The organism is Marinifilum sp. (genome assembly GCF_965230805.1).
GTDB lineage: Bacteria > Bacteroidota > Bacteroidia > Bacteroidales > Marinifilaceae > Marinifilum.
In genome coordinates, this window is the sequence record NZ_OZ246019.1 from 4408883 (window position 1) to 4424317 (window position 15435).

The following is a 15435-nucleotide window of genomic DNA, read 5'->3' on the forward strand; positions in this document are numbered from 1 at the left end:
GTTATTTATTTTAGTTTGATTGTATAATTTAATCCGATATTTCCTCTGTAAGAGGTTACCAGTTGAGTACCCACAACATTAGTATGGATCGGAATTTCAAAATTTGCATGTAATTTCACTTTTGCAGAGAGTTGGAAGTCGATGTTGGGAACAAGGTACATCCATGTTCCACCAGTATTTGGAAAATCGCTTCCATTGTTTTCATCCTTTTCTGTATGTCTTAATTTGTATTGAATTCCTGCACCCAATAGCTTATTCCCCAAAATAAAACGATCAGACATGCCAATGTTTAGTACCGTCTCATTTCCGAACCGATATTCTTGACCGCCATCATATCTGGCTACTTCAAAACTATATCTATAGCTTAATAAGGAGTGAAGGCTAAGCGTTGGTCGAAACAATCCAAACCGAGAATAAGAAATTGCTCCAATACCATCCCATGAGCCGGTTCCGGGTTGCAGGTCGGGCGGCAAAAGTAGATTAAACTCCTGATCGCGCTTATATACCGTTCCCGTAGGAAATTTTGATCCGCCGGCCAATATAATTTCATGCTTGTTGGTTTGGTACAGTGCATATTGACCAAGAAGCACAACATCACCAATGCCATTAGCCGATTGCCTGGTATTTCTAAAACTTGAGAAAACAGTCTGCTCCTGCCAAACGTATGGGAGAATGGTGCTGATGGTCCACTTTTTTGATATTGGATAACTAAGCCTTAGCAATGCACTTTGCGTGATTCGTTCGCGATTGGCATCATCCAATTGACTGCTGCCTACATATAGCTTGTCCAGTTTATTAAAGTCGTAAGAAAAATCAATGATCAAGGAATTTTCGGCATATGATTTAATGCCCAGACTGCTGGTTAAAGGAGCACCACCTGTACAGCAAGCTTGCGAGAAAACAAGATTGCCCGATATAAAATGACTCAGTATTACTATGGTAATTAAACTTAGAATGTGCTTTTTCATGATGATTTTTGTTTCTAGGACGAAATTACGATGAAGAAGAGGCTTAAAATGTCAGTAACATGACATTTTAGCTTTTTACAGGCAAACTATAATACTAAACGATATTTGAATTGTTCGTTAAATAGATTAATTTTAAATAAAATAATTAAATCATTTAAATATATTCGTTGTCATGAAAAAAATGTTTAAAACCGCGTGTCTTGGTGCTATTCTTAGTTTGTTTTTATTTGCAGGAAATCAAAAAAGCGCATTTGCCCATTGCGAAATACCTTGCGGCATATATGCCGATTCGGTGCGTGTTGCCTTAATGAGCGAGCACATTAGTACCATCGAAAAAAGCATGCAGAAAATTGTTGAACTATCAGCAGAAGAAAATGTAAATTACAACCAATTGGTTCGTTGGGTAAACAACAAAGAAGAACATGCAAAAAAGATTCAGGAAATTGCGACCCAGTATTTTATGTTCCAGCGTGTAAAGCTTACCTACGATTCTGATCAAATCAAGAAGAATCAGAAATTATTGGCAAAACTTCATGAAATTTGTGTATATGCCATGAAGGCAAAACAAACTACTGACTTAAATTACATTAAGAAACTGAACAATGCAGTACACGATTTTTCTCATCTTTATTTTGGGCCGGGAAAACATCACCACCATCACTAAGTAATAAAACACATCCTTTTCATTACTTATACCAGTATTATTATGAAATAAGTCTTATTCTTTTGTCCTTTAATCATAACTAAGCTCAAAATTGTCAAAACAATTTAAGACTCATCTCATAATAATACTGGTATTAAAAGAAGAACTCTAATCAAAATCAAAAAACAGCATGAGTAACTTTATTTGGAGCTTCGAGAATGTAAATCTATTTCGTATCCTTTGTCCGCATAAATTAAGAAATTTTCAAAAAAATCATTTTGAGGGATTCAAAAAAGGAGATGTAATCTATTTTCCGAATGATGCTTCTAAATCCATATTTATGGTGAGCAAAGGAAAGGTGAAAATAGTTTCCTATAGCAAGGAGGGTGAAGAAATTGTAAAAGCCATTTTAGGGAAAGGCGAAATTTTTGGAGAGAAAGCCTTATTGGGCGAAGAGAAAAGAGACGATTATGCACTTGCTTGTTCCGAACCAACTCTCTTGTGTCCGATGCAACTGCCGGATATGTATACATTGATGCGCGATAACGAAAAATTCGGTTTATCCATTTACAAGTTGATTGGTTATCGCATCAAGAAGATGGAGCGAAGGTTCGAGGCCTTACTTCACAAAGATGTAAAAACCCGTTTGTGTGACTTCCTGAAAGAAATGGCTGATGAGAATGGTATTGAGAGTGGTTCGGAGGTGATTGTGAATCATTTCCTGACTCAAAAAGATTTTGCAGACCTTATAGGAACAAAACGGGAAACCGTTACCCGATTGTTTAATGAGTTAAAACATGATGGTATTATCGACTACTCAAGAAAAGAGATAAGGATTAGGGAAATAGAAAATTTGTAAAAAAACCTTAAAACTAACACTTATGTGATGCAGCTTACATTTTTTGGATGGGTAACAAGCTACTTTTACAGTATAATATTAATCCAAAAAAATGTGTGTTATGAGAAATTTACTATTATTTGCAGCTGCAAGCATTTTTATCTTTTCTGCTTGCGATGATGACGAAGATATCTTTAAGCAAGATCGACTAAACCTTAATATTTCAGGATTAGAAGATTTGGGAGATGATTATGCCTACGAGGGGTGGCTTATTGTTGATGGAAAACCCGTTTCTGCCGGTATTTTTAATGTTGATGCTTCCGGAGCATTATCCCAAACATCTTTTGTTATCGATTCGGAAGATTTGAGTAATGCATCTGCATATGTATTGACCATTGAACCAAGTCCGGATAGCGATCCGGGTCCCTCCAAAGTACATATTCTGGCTGGTGATTTTTCCGGCTCTAAAGCCTCACTATCGGTAAGTCATGCTTCGGCTGTAGGCACAGATTTTTTATCGTCCACAGGAAGTTACATTTTAGCTACTCCTACTGATGATGCCGATAATAATGAAAAAAGTGGTGTTTGGTGGCTTGATCCTTCGGCAGATCCGGCAGCTACCCTGGATTTACCAAGTTTGCCTGCGGGTTGGAAGTATGAAGGTTGGGCAGTTATTGATGGTGTTCCGGTTACAACAGGTAAATTTACTTCGGTTACCGGTGCCGACGAAAGTGCTCCTTTTAGCGGAAGTAAAGCAGGACCTCCATTTCCTGGTGAAGATTTTCTGATGAATGCTCCTTCGGGACTTACATTCCCAACGGATTTGACAGGTAAAACAGTTGTAATCTCTGTTGAGCCGGAGCCAGATAACAGCGCAGCTCCATTTTTATTAAAGCCATTGGTAGGCATGGTGCCAACAGATGCTGATGCTCATACTCTTTACGACATGAGTAATAATGCTGAGGCAAGCAATCCGACAGGAAATGTAACAAGATAACATTGCCGGTTTATATAGCATTTATAAAATCAATAAGCTCGTTTTGGGCTTATTGTTTTTTTAGGATATGGCATCTGTATTAAAAGTGCTTGTTAAGCCTGGAAAGTAGAAGGTATGCCCCAAACAGCTTATTCTGATTAAAACTCACCAAAGGCAAATATCCTTCATGCCATTTGCCATCCTTCCATTTTAATGGATGATTTTTCACCATCTCTTTATGAAACTGGTCGAAAGTAGATTTTGGCTGAAAATGCACTTTAAACTCTCCTTTGGTATCGTGATGTAAATATTGGTCGAATAAAAGTGCCAAAGTACCCATATTGTATCGCAAATTGATTTCCAAACAGGGCTGAACTTTCATTTCTCCTTTCTGATCGCTGTAAAGCATACAATCAATACCCAAATGACCACAATAGTTTTGTGCAATGCCACATGAAATTAAAGCTTGCTTTATTCCACCTGATAGCTTTTGCATGCGTTCATCAGAAAGAAATTCTTTCATTTCCTTTGGCATACCACCCAGAATGTTGCTGTCGTATTGGCCATTGCTGTTGGTCTTAAAATAACCATTGCCTCTGAATTCTATTTTCCCCTTTTCATCAATATGATATTGAAAAGAAAAATCGTATTTCTTATTTAATAAGGGTTCAACCATTACATAGCCTTGAACATCCAATGTGCCATTTATCCATTGTATGATTGAATCATTTAAATGAGATTGACGAAGAACTTGCAATCCTCTGCCCGAAGAACTCCATGGTGCTTTAATTACAATTTGTTTGCATGTTTCAATTAATCCTTTTATTTCTGCAAGTGAGTAACATACTTTTGCAATTTGATTTTTTGAGATGTATAAATTGCTATCTGCTTTGTTCAGAAAGTGGTTTAATACTTCCAATGCTTTTTTGCGACTGTACAGATCTTTGTGTTTATCATTCCAATAAGCATTGGGGCGATTTTTGAACTCTTGCTGACAAGAATCTTTAAGGTGCTTAAAGATATGATGAATTCGGGGGCTCCATCCCCAAGGTTCCAAACTCTCTTTGGCAGAGATGATAAAATCTTTATCCTGTATGCATTCATCGAATGGTTTAAAATTGGGCAATAAAATTCCAGCTGCTTCTATCAAGTTTCTAAAATCCCGGTCAGGCAATTGATTTACCAGAATCACATCGTTTTCATCGGCAAAATACATGGGCAAAACATCCAAATCCCTCTCGAATCGCGAAAGCATTTTATTGGGCATATAGCTTACAGTGCCATTGGCAATGGCTATTTCGCAAGTGGGATTGTACACAAATATTTTAGGAAACTTGTTGCGACTCATGTTTATATTCTTGTTTACAATGAGGCAAAAGTAGGGGAATTCGATATATATTTGCTATTCGATCTACACTTTTCTAAAAATTGCTTTATGATATTTCCTAAGCCTCTTGTTCATGGCAAATTTATTCGCCGATACAAAAGATTTTTAACCGATATAGAATTGGACGATGGTGAAATTGTAGTTGCACACACCTCAAATTCAGGCAGTATGAAATCTTGTTTAGAGGAAGGAGCCGAAGTGTATCTCACTCATGTTGATGATCCCAAACGCAAAACCCAGTACACTTGGGAGATGATCAAAATCAACGAAAGTTGGGTTGGTATTAATACTGCTGTTCCCAATGTTTTGATTTACGAAGCAGTACAAAATCAGCAAATAGATGCATTAAAGGGATATAACACGGTAAAGCGAGAGGTGAAGTTTGAAGACAGTCGTTTTGATGTGTTTGCCAGTAATGACAATGAAGAATGCTTTATCGAAGTAAAAAATGTGAGTTTAAAGGATGGCATATTTGCACGTTTCCCCGATGCTGTTACCACACGAGGAAAAAAACATCTCGAAACCTTAATGCGAGTGAAAGAAGAAGGCAAGCGCGCTGTTATGGTGTATGTAATACAGCGCAGCGATTTAGAGGTTTTTACGCCAGCCTTCGATATAGATCCTGATTATGCAGCAACACTAAAAAAAGCATGCGAAAGTGGAGTAGAGGTATACCCCTATCGTGCGGTTGTTGGTCCGGAAAGAATTGAACTTGCCGAAATTCTCCCCTTTAAATTGAACATTGATGAGTAAACCCATGCAAATTTGCAGAGGCAAAAATCCCTTTAGGGTGATTTAGGGGCTAATTTTCCTACATTTGCACAAAATCGAAAGAAATGAACGAAAAGGCAAGAGAAGAATTGGTAAAGTACCGCCAATTAAGAGATGAGGTAAGTGAGTTGAGTGAAAAACTGGCAAATCTGCATACAGATCAAATGGCATGTAAAAAAGGCTGTTCGCAATGCTGCATGAATTTTCAGGTGCTCCCTGTGGAGTATTTTGCCATACTTGATGAATTAAAACAGAATGCTGGTGTACAGCTCAGAGAACTTGGCGATGAGGCAGAGGAATGTAATTTCCTGATTGATGATTTGTGTCAGATCTATGCATCTCGTCCTTTTATTTGCCGAACTCATGGTTTGCCGCTACTTTATATGAACCAGGAAGGCGATGCATGGGAGTTATCGGCTTGTCCGTTAAACTTCACCAATTTTGATGATTTTGATACCGAAAACACCTACCCACAGGATACCTACAACAGCAAAATATTCATGATCAATCAAGAGTTTATCAAACATTACGAAGCTGAACAATTCGGGGAGTTTGATTTGATTCCAGTTAATAGATTGGTTGCTGATTTGAAGAAATAAAGAGGTTCACGCAAAGTACGCTAAGATATTTTTAAATAAAAAACGCAAAGGATATCTGTTATAGATGTAGCCTTTGCGTTTTTTCTTGTATATTTCTTCAATCATAAAAATACCTATTTACAGATATTTTGTACTTTTATCGAACACAAAACAAAAAAATAGATATGCATCACTTCTTAACCAGCATACAGATTAATAAGATATTTCATTTGGAAGATATCAAAATAGATATTGATGAAAAAGAGAAAAAACATTTATTAATTACAGGTAAGAATGGGTGTGGAAAAACTTCTTTATTGAATGCCTTGGTTAACTATCTGCAGTCTGTAAGAAATGATAAATATTTAGGTTTTTTAAAATATAGGAAATATAAAGATGATTTGATGGCAGAATTAGGCCGTCTTGGACATACTCCTTCCGATGAACTGAAAAAAAGTTCGATTATTAAAGATCTTGATATTATAGAAAGTAATATTCAAAATCATTTTGGTAAAGTAGATTTGGCTTTTAATCATATTCATGATCTTGCATCTTTACATCACAATGAAGAATTTTTGTTTGCTTTTTATCCTGCAAATAGAATTAGCAAAGTTATACGTCAGACAAATCCTGAAAAACCTAATTTAAATCCTGTAGAAAAAATTACAGATTCAAAACAAATAGAATTTGTGAAATTTCTTATTGATTTGAAGGTGCAAGAAGCATTGGCTGAACGCAATGGAGATATCGTATATGCAAACGAAATTAAAGAGTGGTTTGATAATTTTGAAGCATTATTATATAAAGTGTTTGAGGATGAAAACCTGAAATTGCATTTCAATTTTAAAAATTATGTGTTTACCATTCAGCAAAATGAAAAGGAGTTTGGTTTTAATGAATTATCCGATGGATATTCAGCAATAATATATATCATAACTGATTTGATATTGAAAATGCAAGATCCTGAAAATTTAACAAGAGCCTATAAAAAGCAAGGAATTGTATTGATTGATGAGATAGAAACCCACCTGCATTTGGAATTGCAAAAGGCTATTATGCCAATGCTTACTCGTGTATTTCCCAATATTCAGTTTATTGTTACTACCCATTCTCCTTTTGTTTTAAATTCTATTGATAATGCCGTTGCTTACGATTTAGAAAAGAAAGAACGATTGGATGAATTGCATGAATATTCATATGAAGCACTGGCTGAAGGATACTTTGATGTGAGTACAGAGTCTTCTTTTCTCAACAATAAGCTCGAACGATTAAAGGAATTAATAAAGAAAGAAGAGCGAGATTCGGATGAGCAGTTTGAATTGAATCAAATTAAGAAAGAATTTGATGAGGCATTAGACAATGCATTAACTCCAGAATCAGTGAAAATCGAATATCAGCAAATCAAGTTGAACTCATAATTTCCTTTTGCAGTCATGATTAGAGTTTTTAAACAAGAGGAAGTACCTGCTTCACTCCAAAAGGATGGATGTAATAAGCATGATGGTCAAGATGTACAAGATGCTTTGTATGAAGATCAGTATAACAAGTGTTATTTAAGCGAACAGTATGTTGGAAAGGATTCAGAGATTGAACATCTTCGTCCTCAAGCTCTTTTTCCTGGATTAAAATATGAATGGACCAATTTATTTCTAGTCAGCCCATATTGTAATGGCAGAAAAGAAAATTCATTAGTATTACTTGATCCTACACAGCACAATATAGAAGATATCATCGAACAACGACTAAATATCGGAACCAAAAACTTGGAGTTTGTAAGTATTGAAACAGGCAAAGAGCTTGCTGATACCATTGCCTTACTAGACAAATTGCACAATGGCAAAAAAGGTTTGAGAGATAGAAAAACTAAAGCTTTTTACGACGATGTAGAGTTTGCAGTAAGCAATTTCTTACGTCTTTTAAACAAGTATAAAGAGAATCCATCAGACCAGAACAGGCTACTGGTTAGTGAGAGTCTTCAGATTAATAAAGAATTTCTCGGCCTTAAATATTGGATGATTAAAGACAATGGATTTGAAGAGCAATTTCAAAATGAAATAATCTGGAACAAGATATAGATACTACTTATGATATCAGAAAAGCCCTTATTGAATTGTTAGTAAGGGCTTTTCTATGTATAGGTGTTTCCAATTGATCAAATTTATATAATGATTTAGACGGTAGGGAAGTGATTTGCTATTAAGTAATACCAAATTAACCAATAGTTATATCATATTGAGCAAAAAAAACAGATCTTTCTAAAATATCATTAGTCTTTGCGCCTAAAAGTAAGTCTTTCCATAAAAACACGAATCTATCCAATGTATAAAGAGTCATTCCAATTATAATTGAATCTTTCTCGGAAATACTAAAGAAAAAGTGGAAAGATTAACAAATAAGTAGAAAGAATTAGAAATAAGTGGAAAGAAGACAAAAAAAGCGGAAAGAATTAATTAAAATTGGAATGACTAACCTTTTCTGTAAATATTACTATCATTGTTAAAACTATAATTCCAATCGCTTAATTTGTATGCTCAGTATTATTAATTAATGACTTTTTATTCTTGTAGTACATTGAGTGATAACCTGACAAGCGTTCCTTATTCTTCGCGAATACATATTTACCAGCATTTTTTATCTCATCAAGCAATAATTTTAGGTAGGTGTATGATTGATCTCGTAAAAATTTGACTTTAACCTTATCTGGTGTACTAGCAACGAATATAGAGTGTTGTTTTTGTAATTTAAATGCTAATTTATTTGCATCATCAAGTTGATTAAATTCAAAGGAGATCTTTTCAAGTAGCTTTGTATGTGTATTGCCAATTCTGATTAAATCAAACATTGTAGCAACAAGATCTGCAGTTTTATTTTTCTTCTTAACCTGCTTTAAAACTTTTAAAGCCTGTTCTTCATTTCTAAAGGCATATTTATAGATGAAGATCAGTTCGTGTCTCATTTCAATGGCAAGTTGTTTATTTTCTTCTAGAAGTGCTTGCTTTTCTGGCTTTATCTTCTTCAGCTTCATCCATTCAGTCTGAAGCAAACGGCAAGCCTCAATTCGCTCTTTTACATCTTCAATTTGAGTAGATGTTATTCCAACTTTCGACAATTGATCCATATCATCCTTTGCCCATACTGCAAGATTTTCGGCTTCTTGCAAATAGATGGCTATAGGAATGGTAGGTGTAATGATTTGTTTTTTTGATATAGATTTGATTTTTTCTAAAAGCTCTTCTTGTATTTTGATGGTAATTTCACTCACTATTGCTAATATGTTTGGTTGAAAAAGTCTGTAAATTTAACAAAAACTAGCAATTGATGAATATAATATCGAAATAAATTTGATCCAAGTTCTTGTTTTAATTCAACTGTGGGTTTCGTGCTTTTACCGATAAGAGGAGCAGAACAATCACCACGGCTATGCCTATATATCCCGTAAGGAAATAATGGCCGGTAATGGTGTTAATTCTGCTGTAAAACAAGGGGGCCATAGCACTTGCAAAAACAATAAGTGACATGGATAATCCACTAATGGCACCCAAATGCTTGCGTCCAAAAAACCGAGGCCAACTTATTGATGCCAGAACAGAAAATAAACCTCCCATAAGTCCGTTGCCCCCAATTAAAATGTAATATCCTGCGGGAAGATCGAGAATGGCAACCCCAAGCGCCGACAACAAACATCCTAATAAGTATACAAACAACAGTTTTTGTAAGCGCATGTAATCGCTAACAATATTACCAACAAAGGCTGTAATGATGGATACGATGGATGTTGGTATAAACATGCTTAGTGCCTTTTGTTCGGAATAACCGCATGAATCGAATATAGAGATCACATTAAATGTAAAACCAGTAATAAAGAAAGCGCAGAAGCATAAGGACAGGGCAAAAATCCAAAACACCCAGGTACTACGGGCTTCGCTTAGGGTATAGTCTTTTTTGGGCGTAAAAGCAGTATTGTTTTTCGATTTGGCTTTCAATACTTTTCCATCGGGTATTAAACCGCATTCTTCTGGATTATCGCGGTAAAGGATAAATGCAAAAGCAACAAATAAAAGCGTCATAAGTGCCAATACAAGATAGGCTGTTCTCCAATCGAAATTGCCAATAAGCATGGCTATAAACAAAGGAGCCATTGCAAAACCAAAGGATTGAATGGCACTAGATATGCTATTGGCCAAGCCCCTGCGCTTGTCGAACCATTTCATGATTAAATTGCGCGATGCCAGGGTTAGTACCCCTTGACCCGAAAAGCGCAATAAAAAGAAGAAAAATGATACCATAACGAATGTTACAATGGTGTATTTAATGCCAAAGCTTGCAGAAATGCTATTTGCAATACCTGTTGAATTTGAAAACAGCATGAGGGTAATTGCCAATGTTATTGCAGCGATTATGGCAGTAAATCTTGCGCCAAATTTGTCGTATATTTTTCCTGCAAAGGTTAATATGCTTGAACTGGCAACAGTTCCAATTAAATAGGCAGTACTCAATACATCGCGGCTTAAGTGTAGCTCTTCAATTAAATAATCGGTGAAAACCGAAACCCCAATGGTTTGACCTGGAATACTGCAAAGCACACCAATGGTACCGGCAGCCATACTTACCCAGCCATAGAAAAATGGAAATTTTGCAGGTGCAAACGGAAAATTCGGATTTCTTTTCATTCTACTTCGTAATTAAAGAGTGTGCAAAGTTAATCGATTTTGCTTATCGGCTGATAGATATTAAATAATACTCTACTAACATATCATTAAAGAATTATAAAGGTTTTATTATGAAACGAGTATGATTAAAACAATGAATTAACACATAGGTTAATGATTATTTTGATCATGCATTTTCTATACTGACAAATGGGCAATATTGTAAACAGATGAAATAAGTCTTAAATTGATGTTCGTATTTTGCGATTGCTTAAGAACAAAAACAGAAGCATCAGCATGCTGATATTTTATAAGAATGAATAGGCTTAAAAGGAGAAAAGAACGAGGCTGATTTCGTGATAAAATTGCGATTACATACTATTTTAAATATTGAACCAAAAAAAGAGAATATGGAAAATTTAGGAAAACTGATCCTTAGAATAAGTGTAGCGGGCTTAATGCTACCTCACGGAATTCATAAGCTAATGCATGGCATCGACGGTGTGAAATATGTGCTTGGACAAGCAAGTATGCCCCAAGTTTTAAGCTATGGAGTATATATTGGTGAAATTGTAGCCCCGCTATTAATGATTTTAGGATTGTATGCCCGAGTATCGGGACTATTGATTGCTTTTACCATGTTTATTGCTACTGTAGCGGCTCATGGTCATGAATTATTTGCTTTTACAAAATATGGAGGATTGGTTGTAGAATTGAATGCTTTATACTTTTTTGCTGCTTTAGCCGTTGCCTTAATTGGTCCGGGAAAGTTTAGCCTGGGCAATCAGAGAGGTTTTTTTAGATAATAACACTGGTATAATCACATTTTTATGCTTGGCTATAGCGTGAAGTGTGGAACAAATAAATTAACAATGAATTAAGAGTTACGACTCGAAATACATTGTATTTTTGCACGTGTATTTCGAGTTGTACTTATGATTACACTAATAACTCGTTTTTATAAACGGGAAAAACAATATTCAGCCGTTGGGAAAAAGCTATTCAAGTTAGCCATCCCTATTATCGGCTCTTATCTTCTTCATACCGCCTATAATCTTACCGATATGATTTGGGTAGGATCATTAGGAAGTAATGCCGTTGCTGCCGTTGGATCGGCAGGTTTCTTTTTGCATCTGGGCTGGGCAATGGCATCTATTGTTACGGTGGGTGCAAACATCAAAATATCGCATTCGGTAGGGGCAAACGATAAGGAAGGAGCAGGCAGGTTTGCAAGCTCAGCCCTTTGGGGAATTGGAATAATAGCCGCTGTATTTTCTGCTATCTTCTGGATCTTCCCCGATAAGTTCATCAAGTTTTTTCAGATGCAAGATCCTGAGGTGAACGAAATGGCCGTTTCTTATCTTGTGATTAGCACCTTTGGCGTGATCTTGAGCTATGCAAACCTCTTATTTATTAGCATGTTTAATGCTCATTCGCAAACCAAAGTTTCCTTTAAAGCCAGTTTAATAGGTACAGTGGCAAACATTGCACTCGATCCCTTGCTTATTTTTGCTTTTTCGCTTGGGGTGGATGGGGCAGCATATGCAAGCATTATAGGCCGTAGCTTAAGTTTGATATACTTTCTGGTGATCTACAAGAAAACTACCAATATCAATTTTAATGGAATTTTTCCATGTATGGCGAAGTTTAAAAGCATATTCAGCGTGGGAACTCCGGCAGCAGTTCAAAGAATCTCGTTTTCGATTATTTATATATTTCTGGCAAGAATCATTGCCGAATGGGGACCAAATGCCATTGCTGTTCAGAAAATTGGTGTGCAGATAGAGTCAATTACTTTTATGATTGTAGGTGGTTTTATGCAGGCGGTAACCATAATGGTTGGACAAAGCTATGGAGCTAAAAACCTGACCGAAGTCCCAAATATTTATAAGGCTGGTTGGAGAATGTCTTTTGCCGTAGGTGTAGTAACCACAATGATATTTTTACTGATCCCCAAAACCCTGTTTTCAATCTTTGTTCCCGAAGAGGAAAGTATTATTATGGGTAAAGAATATTTAATGATTCTGGCAGTTTCGCAGTTGTTTATGTGTTTGGAGATGATTAATGCCGGGGTATTTAATGGTTTGGGAAAAACCAAAATATCGGCTGCTGTAAGTGTAATTTTCACATCCCTTCGTTTGCCTGGAGCTTACTTTTTAGGATTTTATACCTTTTTAAGTTTAAATGGTGTTTGGTGGAGTATTACAGGAAGTAGTATATTAAAAGGAATTGTAATGTATTTGCTGCTTAAAGCATTTATGAGAAAAAATACTTTTGGAAAAATTTAGTTTGATGGTTCATTTGATAAATAACATAGCTAAAACATTGTCTTGCGATAGTATAAAAGCAAGTATTACGGATGGTTTATTTGGTATAGAAAAAGAGAATGTTCGTGTGGATGAACGTGGAAGAATGGCCAATACGCCACATCCAGGGATTTTAGGCGATAAGTTTCGCCATCCTTTTATTACTACCGATTTTTCTGAAAGCCAGGTGGAAATGATTACCCCACCATTGAAGAGTATTGCCGAGGTTCATGGTTTTTTGGAAACATTAAACGATGTGATTTTAGAGAATTTAGGTGAGGAATTGCTATGGCCGCAAAGCTTGCCTCCCTTATTGCCTGCTGAAGAAGAAATTCCGATTGCTAAGTTTGGTGAAGACGGTATTCATAAAGAGAAATACAGAGAGGAATTGGCTAATAGATATGGTAAGGAAAGGCAAATGTTATCAGGAATACATTTTAATTTCTCTTTATCTGACAGACTGGAAAGAAAACTTTGTAAAGCTATTAAATGGCAAGGCAATCAAGAGGCTTTTAGAGAAGCCCTATATTTAAAAATGGTGCGCAATTTTATGCGATATCGTTGGTTATTGGTTTGGTTGTTCGGAGAAAGTCCTGAAGCAGATCCTTCCTTAAAAATGAAATCACTGCGAACAGGTGAGAAAATGAGTATGGGATGCAGAAAGGCGGTATCGATTCGTACCAGTTCCGGTGGCTATAGAAATGCTGAAGAGTATTTTATTGATTTTAATTGTTTGACTTCGTACAAAGAGTCGGTTAAAGCATTGGTGGACGATGGTAAGATACTTTTAGATGAGGAATTGTACCTGCCCATTCGATTGAAATTTGATTCGGAAAGCAAAAGGATCTCACATCTGGAGGTTAGAATCTTAGATCTTGATCCTTTCGAGAAGTCGGGAGTATCGAAAATTAGATTGCATTTTATGCACTTGTTTATGTTATATTGTTTGTTCGAAAAGGAAGAGAATATTTACAATGAAACAGATCAAAAAATAGCTTCAAAAAATCATGACTGGGTGGCTTGCAGTGGTCTTAATCCTGAATTGTTGTTGAAAGATTTTAAAGGAAACATGCTGAGGATTGATGTCATGCTTCAAAATATGCTTAGCGACATTAAAGCATTTGTGAATACATCGGGATTAGCAAATAATGAATGTTACCAAAAGGCAATGGACAGAGTCGAATGTTTAATCACTCATCCGGAAAAACGCTCTTCGCTATTGGTAAAGCAGCAAATAGATAAAAAAGGCTTTATTAATTTTCATTTGGATCAGGCAAAGAAATATAAACTGGAAAGCGAAATGAGTGGCTTCCGTTTTCACGGATTTGAAGATCTGGAATTGTCGTCGCAGTTGCTAATGAAAGCTGCACTTCGACGTGGAGTTGAATTTAAAATTCTGGACAGAAGTGAGAATTTTATCAGCTTGCACCGAGAAGATAAAACAGAATACGTAATGCAGGCTACACGAACATCATTAGACAATTATTCGAGTGTTTTGATGATGGAAAATAAATTGGTTACCAAAAAAATATTGGAGAAAGCCGGTGTTCGGGTTCCTGGTGGATTAGATTACCGGGATGCCGTACAAGCTCGATCGGATTTTGATTTGTTCGAAGGAAAAGGAATTGTGATAAAACCCAAATCAACCAACTTTGGATTGGGAATTACCATACTAAAAGATAATGTCAGGGAAGAGGTATACAAACGAGCTGTAGACATCGCCTTTGAACACGATAATAGTATTCTGATTGAAGACTTTGTGGCAGGTAAGGAATATAGATTTTTTGTAATAAATGAGGTGGTTACCGGGATTTTGCATCGTGTTCCTGCCAATGTAAAAGGTGATGGAAACAGTACAATTCGACACTTGGTTGAAGAAAAGAACAAGGATTCATTGCGCGGAAGAGGCTATCGTACTCCTTTGGAAAAAATCAGATTGGAAGAGCCTGAGGCAATGTTTTTACAGGATCAGAACCTGAGCTTCGACAGCATTCCTGCCAAGGATGAAATTGTGTATCTGAGAGAGAATTCAAATATTAGCACTGGAGGCGATAGCATCGATTTTACGGATGATATTCATCCTTCGTATAAGGAAATTGCAATAAAATCAGCGAAAGCTTTAGGGGTTAGAATAACGGGTTTGGATATGATGATTGAAGACATCACTAAACCGGCACACAAAGATAATTATGCCATTATTGAAATGAACTTTAATCCTGCAATTCATATTCATTGCTATCCATATGAAGGGAAGAATCGCAAGCTGAATGAAAAAATATTGGATGCATTGGGTTTTTAAGTAAATTCAGCTCTTAATTT

14 protein-coding genes are annotated in these 15435 nt (G+C 36.0%); 10 read left to right on the forward strand and 4 right to left on the reverse strand.

All coding sequences use genetic code 11. The annotated features are described in order from the left end of the window. Window positions 1-5 precede the first annotated feature (5 nt). Window positions 6-968, reverse strand: a complete 963-nt coding sequence (locus ACO05S_RS17140; protein ID WP_421919242.1) for a transporter — start codon at window positions 966-968, stop codon at window positions 6-8. A 172-nt stretch (window positions 969-1140) separates the two neighbouring features. On the opposite strand from ACO05S_RS17140, the gene ACO05S_RS17145 reads away from it, so the two are divergent. The 3 genes from ACO05S_RS17145 to ACO05S_RS17155 all read left to right on the forward strand — a co-directional run bounded on the left by ACO05S_RS17145 (window position 1141) and on the right by ACO05S_RS17155 (window position 3446). Beyond that, entirely contained in the window at window positions 1141-1632 is a 492-nt protein-coding gene (locus ACO05S_RS17145; RefSeq protein WP_421919243.1) for a superoxide dismutase [Ni], read from the forward strand. 169 nt (window positions 1633-1801) lie between these two features. Continuing rightward, the gene (locus ACO05S_RS17150) at window positions 1802-2470 is read left to right on the forward strand and encodes a Crp/Fnr family transcriptional regulator (RefSeq protein ID WP_421919244.1); all 669 of its coding nucleotides are present in this window, start codon (window positions 1802-1804) and stop codon (window positions 2468-2470) included. Window positions 2471-2570: 100 nt separating this feature from the next. After that, window positions 2571-3446, forward strand: a complete 876-nt coding sequence (locus tag ACO05S_RS17155) for an anti-sigma factor (RefSeq protein WP_421919245.1) — start codon at window positions 2571-2573, stop codon at window positions 3444-3446. A gap of 79 nt (window positions 3447-3525) precedes the next feature. Here ACO05S_RS17155 and ACO05S_RS17160 read toward each other — a convergent pair whose 3' ends face one another. After that, window positions 3526-4773, reverse strand: coding sequence for a hypothetical protein (locus ACO05S_RS17160; protein ID WP_421919246.1), 1248 nt, complete (start codon window positions 4771-4773; stop codon window positions 3526-3528). Window positions 4774-4860: 87 nt separating this feature from the next. Between ACO05S_RS17160 and sfsA the strand changes: the two genes are divergently transcribed. The 4 genes from sfsA to ACO05S_RS17180 all read left to right on the forward strand — a co-directional run bounded on the left by sfsA (window position 4861) and on the right by ACO05S_RS17180 (window position 8236). After that, window positions 4861-5565, forward strand: coding sequence for a DNA/RNA nuclease SfsA (gene sfsA, locus ACO05S_RS17165; protein WP_421919247.1), 705 nt, complete (start codon window positions 4861-4863; stop codon window positions 5563-5565). An 83-nt stretch (window positions 5566-5648) separates the two neighbouring features. Then, complete coding sequence (locus ACO05S_RS17170; protein WP_421919248.1) at window positions 5649-6182, forward strand: YkgJ family cysteine cluster protein; 534 nt, start codon at window positions 5649-5651, stop codon at window positions 6180-6182. 164 nt (window positions 6183-6346) lie between these two features. Further along, complete coding sequence (locus tag ACO05S_RS17175) at window positions 6347-7579, forward strand: AAA family ATPase (protein ID WP_421919249.1); 1233 nt, start codon at window positions 6347-6349, stop codon at window positions 7577-7579. Window positions 7580-7594: 15 nt separating this feature from the next. After that, window positions 7595-8236, forward strand: a complete 642-nt coding sequence (locus ACO05S_RS17180; RefSeq protein WP_421919250.1) for a hypothetical protein — start codon at window positions 7595-7597, stop codon at window positions 8234-8236. A 443-nt stretch (window positions 8237-8679) separates the two neighbouring features. Here ACO05S_RS17180 and ACO05S_RS17185 read toward each other — a convergent pair whose 3' ends face one another. Continuing rightward, a complete protein-coding gene (locus tag ACO05S_RS17185) occupies window positions 8680-9423 on the reverse strand; it encodes a hypothetical protein (protein WP_421919251.1) in 744 nt (247 codons plus the stop codon). A gap of 97 nt (window positions 9424-9520) precedes the next feature. Further along, window positions 9521-10831: an MFS transporter gene (locus ACO05S_RS17190; RefSeq protein ID WP_421919252.1), complete on the reverse strand. Its 1311-nt coding sequence runs from the start codon at window positions 10829-10831 to the stop codon at window positions 9521-9523. 389 nt (window positions 10832-11220) lie between these two features. Between ACO05S_RS17190 and ACO05S_RS17195 the strand changes: the two genes are divergently transcribed. The 3 genes from ACO05S_RS17195 (at window position 11221) to gshAB (ending at window position 15415) form a co-directional block, all read left to right on the forward strand. Then, the gene (locus ACO05S_RS17195; RefSeq protein WP_421919253.1) at window positions 11221-11616 is read left to right on the forward strand and encodes a DoxX family protein; all 396 of its coding nucleotides are present in this window, start codon (window positions 11221-11223) and stop codon (window positions 11614-11616) included. A gap of 129 nt (window positions 11617-11745) precedes the next feature. Beyond that, a complete protein-coding gene (locus ACO05S_RS17200) occupies window positions 11746-13098 on the forward strand; it encodes an MATE family efflux transporter (protein ID WP_421919254.1) in 1353 nt (450 codons plus the stop codon). Between the two features lie 4 nt (window positions 13099-13102). Beyond that, the gene (gshAB, locus tag ACO05S_RS17205; RefSeq protein WP_421919255.1) at window positions 13103-15415 is read left to right on the forward strand and encodes a bifunctional glutamate--cysteine ligase GshA/glutathione synthetase GshB; all 2313 of its coding nucleotides are present in this window, start codon (window positions 13103-13105) and stop codon (window positions 15413-15415) included. Window positions 15416-15435 lie beyond the last annotated feature (20 nt).

Excerpts from the sequence above, each read along its gene's own strand:
- ACO05S_RS17155 (WP_421919245.1), top strand. The coding sequence starts at position 2,571 with ATGAGAAATTTACTATTATTTGCAGCTGCAAGCATTTTTATCTTTTCT.
- ACO05S_RS17160 (WP_421919246.1), bottom strand. The coding sequence starts at position 4,773 with ATGAGTCGCAACAAGTTTCCTAAAATATTTGTGTACAATCCCACTTGC.
- ACO05S_RS17150 (WP_421919244.1), top strand. The coding sequence starts at position 1,802 with ATGAGTAACTTTATTTGGAGCTTCGAGAATGTAAATCTATTTCGTATC.
- ACO05S_RS17200 (WP_421919254.1), top strand. The coding sequence starts at position 11,746 with ATGATTACACTAATAACTCGTTTTTATAAACGGGAAAAACAATATTCA.
- ACO05S_RS17175 (WP_421919249.1), top strand. The coding sequence starts at position 6,347 with ATGCATCACTTCTTAACCAGCATACAGATTAATAAGATATTTCATTTG.
- sfsA (WP_421919247.1), top strand. The coding sequence starts at position 4,861 with ATGATATTTCCTAAGCCTCTTGTTCATGGCAAATTTATTCGCCGATAC.
- ACO05S_RS17170 (WP_421919248.1), top strand. The coding sequence starts at position 5,649 with ATGAACGAAAAGGCAAGAGAAGAATTGGTAAAGTACCGCCAATTAAGA.
- ACO05S_RS17195 (WP_421919253.1), top strand. The coding sequence starts at position 11,221 with ATGGAAAATTTAGGAAAACTGATCCTTAGAATAAGTGTAGCGGGCTTA.
- ACO05S_RS17140 (WP_421919242.1), bottom strand. The coding sequence starts at position 968 with ATGAAAAAGCACATTCTAAGTTTAATTACCATAGTAATACTGAGTCAT.
- ACO05S_RS17190 (WP_421919252.1), bottom strand. The coding sequence starts at position 10,831 with ATGAAAAGAAATCCGAATTTTCCGTTTGCACCTGCAAAATTTCCATTT.
- ACO05S_RS17145 (WP_421919243.1), top strand. The coding sequence starts at position 1,141 with ATGAAAAAAATGTTTAAAACCGCGTGTCTTGGTGCTATTCTTAGTTTG.
- ACO05S_RS17180 (WP_421919250.1), top strand. The coding sequence starts at position 7,595 with ATGATTAGAGTTTTTAAACAAGAGGAAGTACCTGCTTCACTCCAAAAG.
- gshAB (WP_421919255.1), top strand. The coding sequence starts at position 13,103 with ATGGTTCATTTGATAAATAACATAGCTAAAACATTGTCTTGCGATAGT.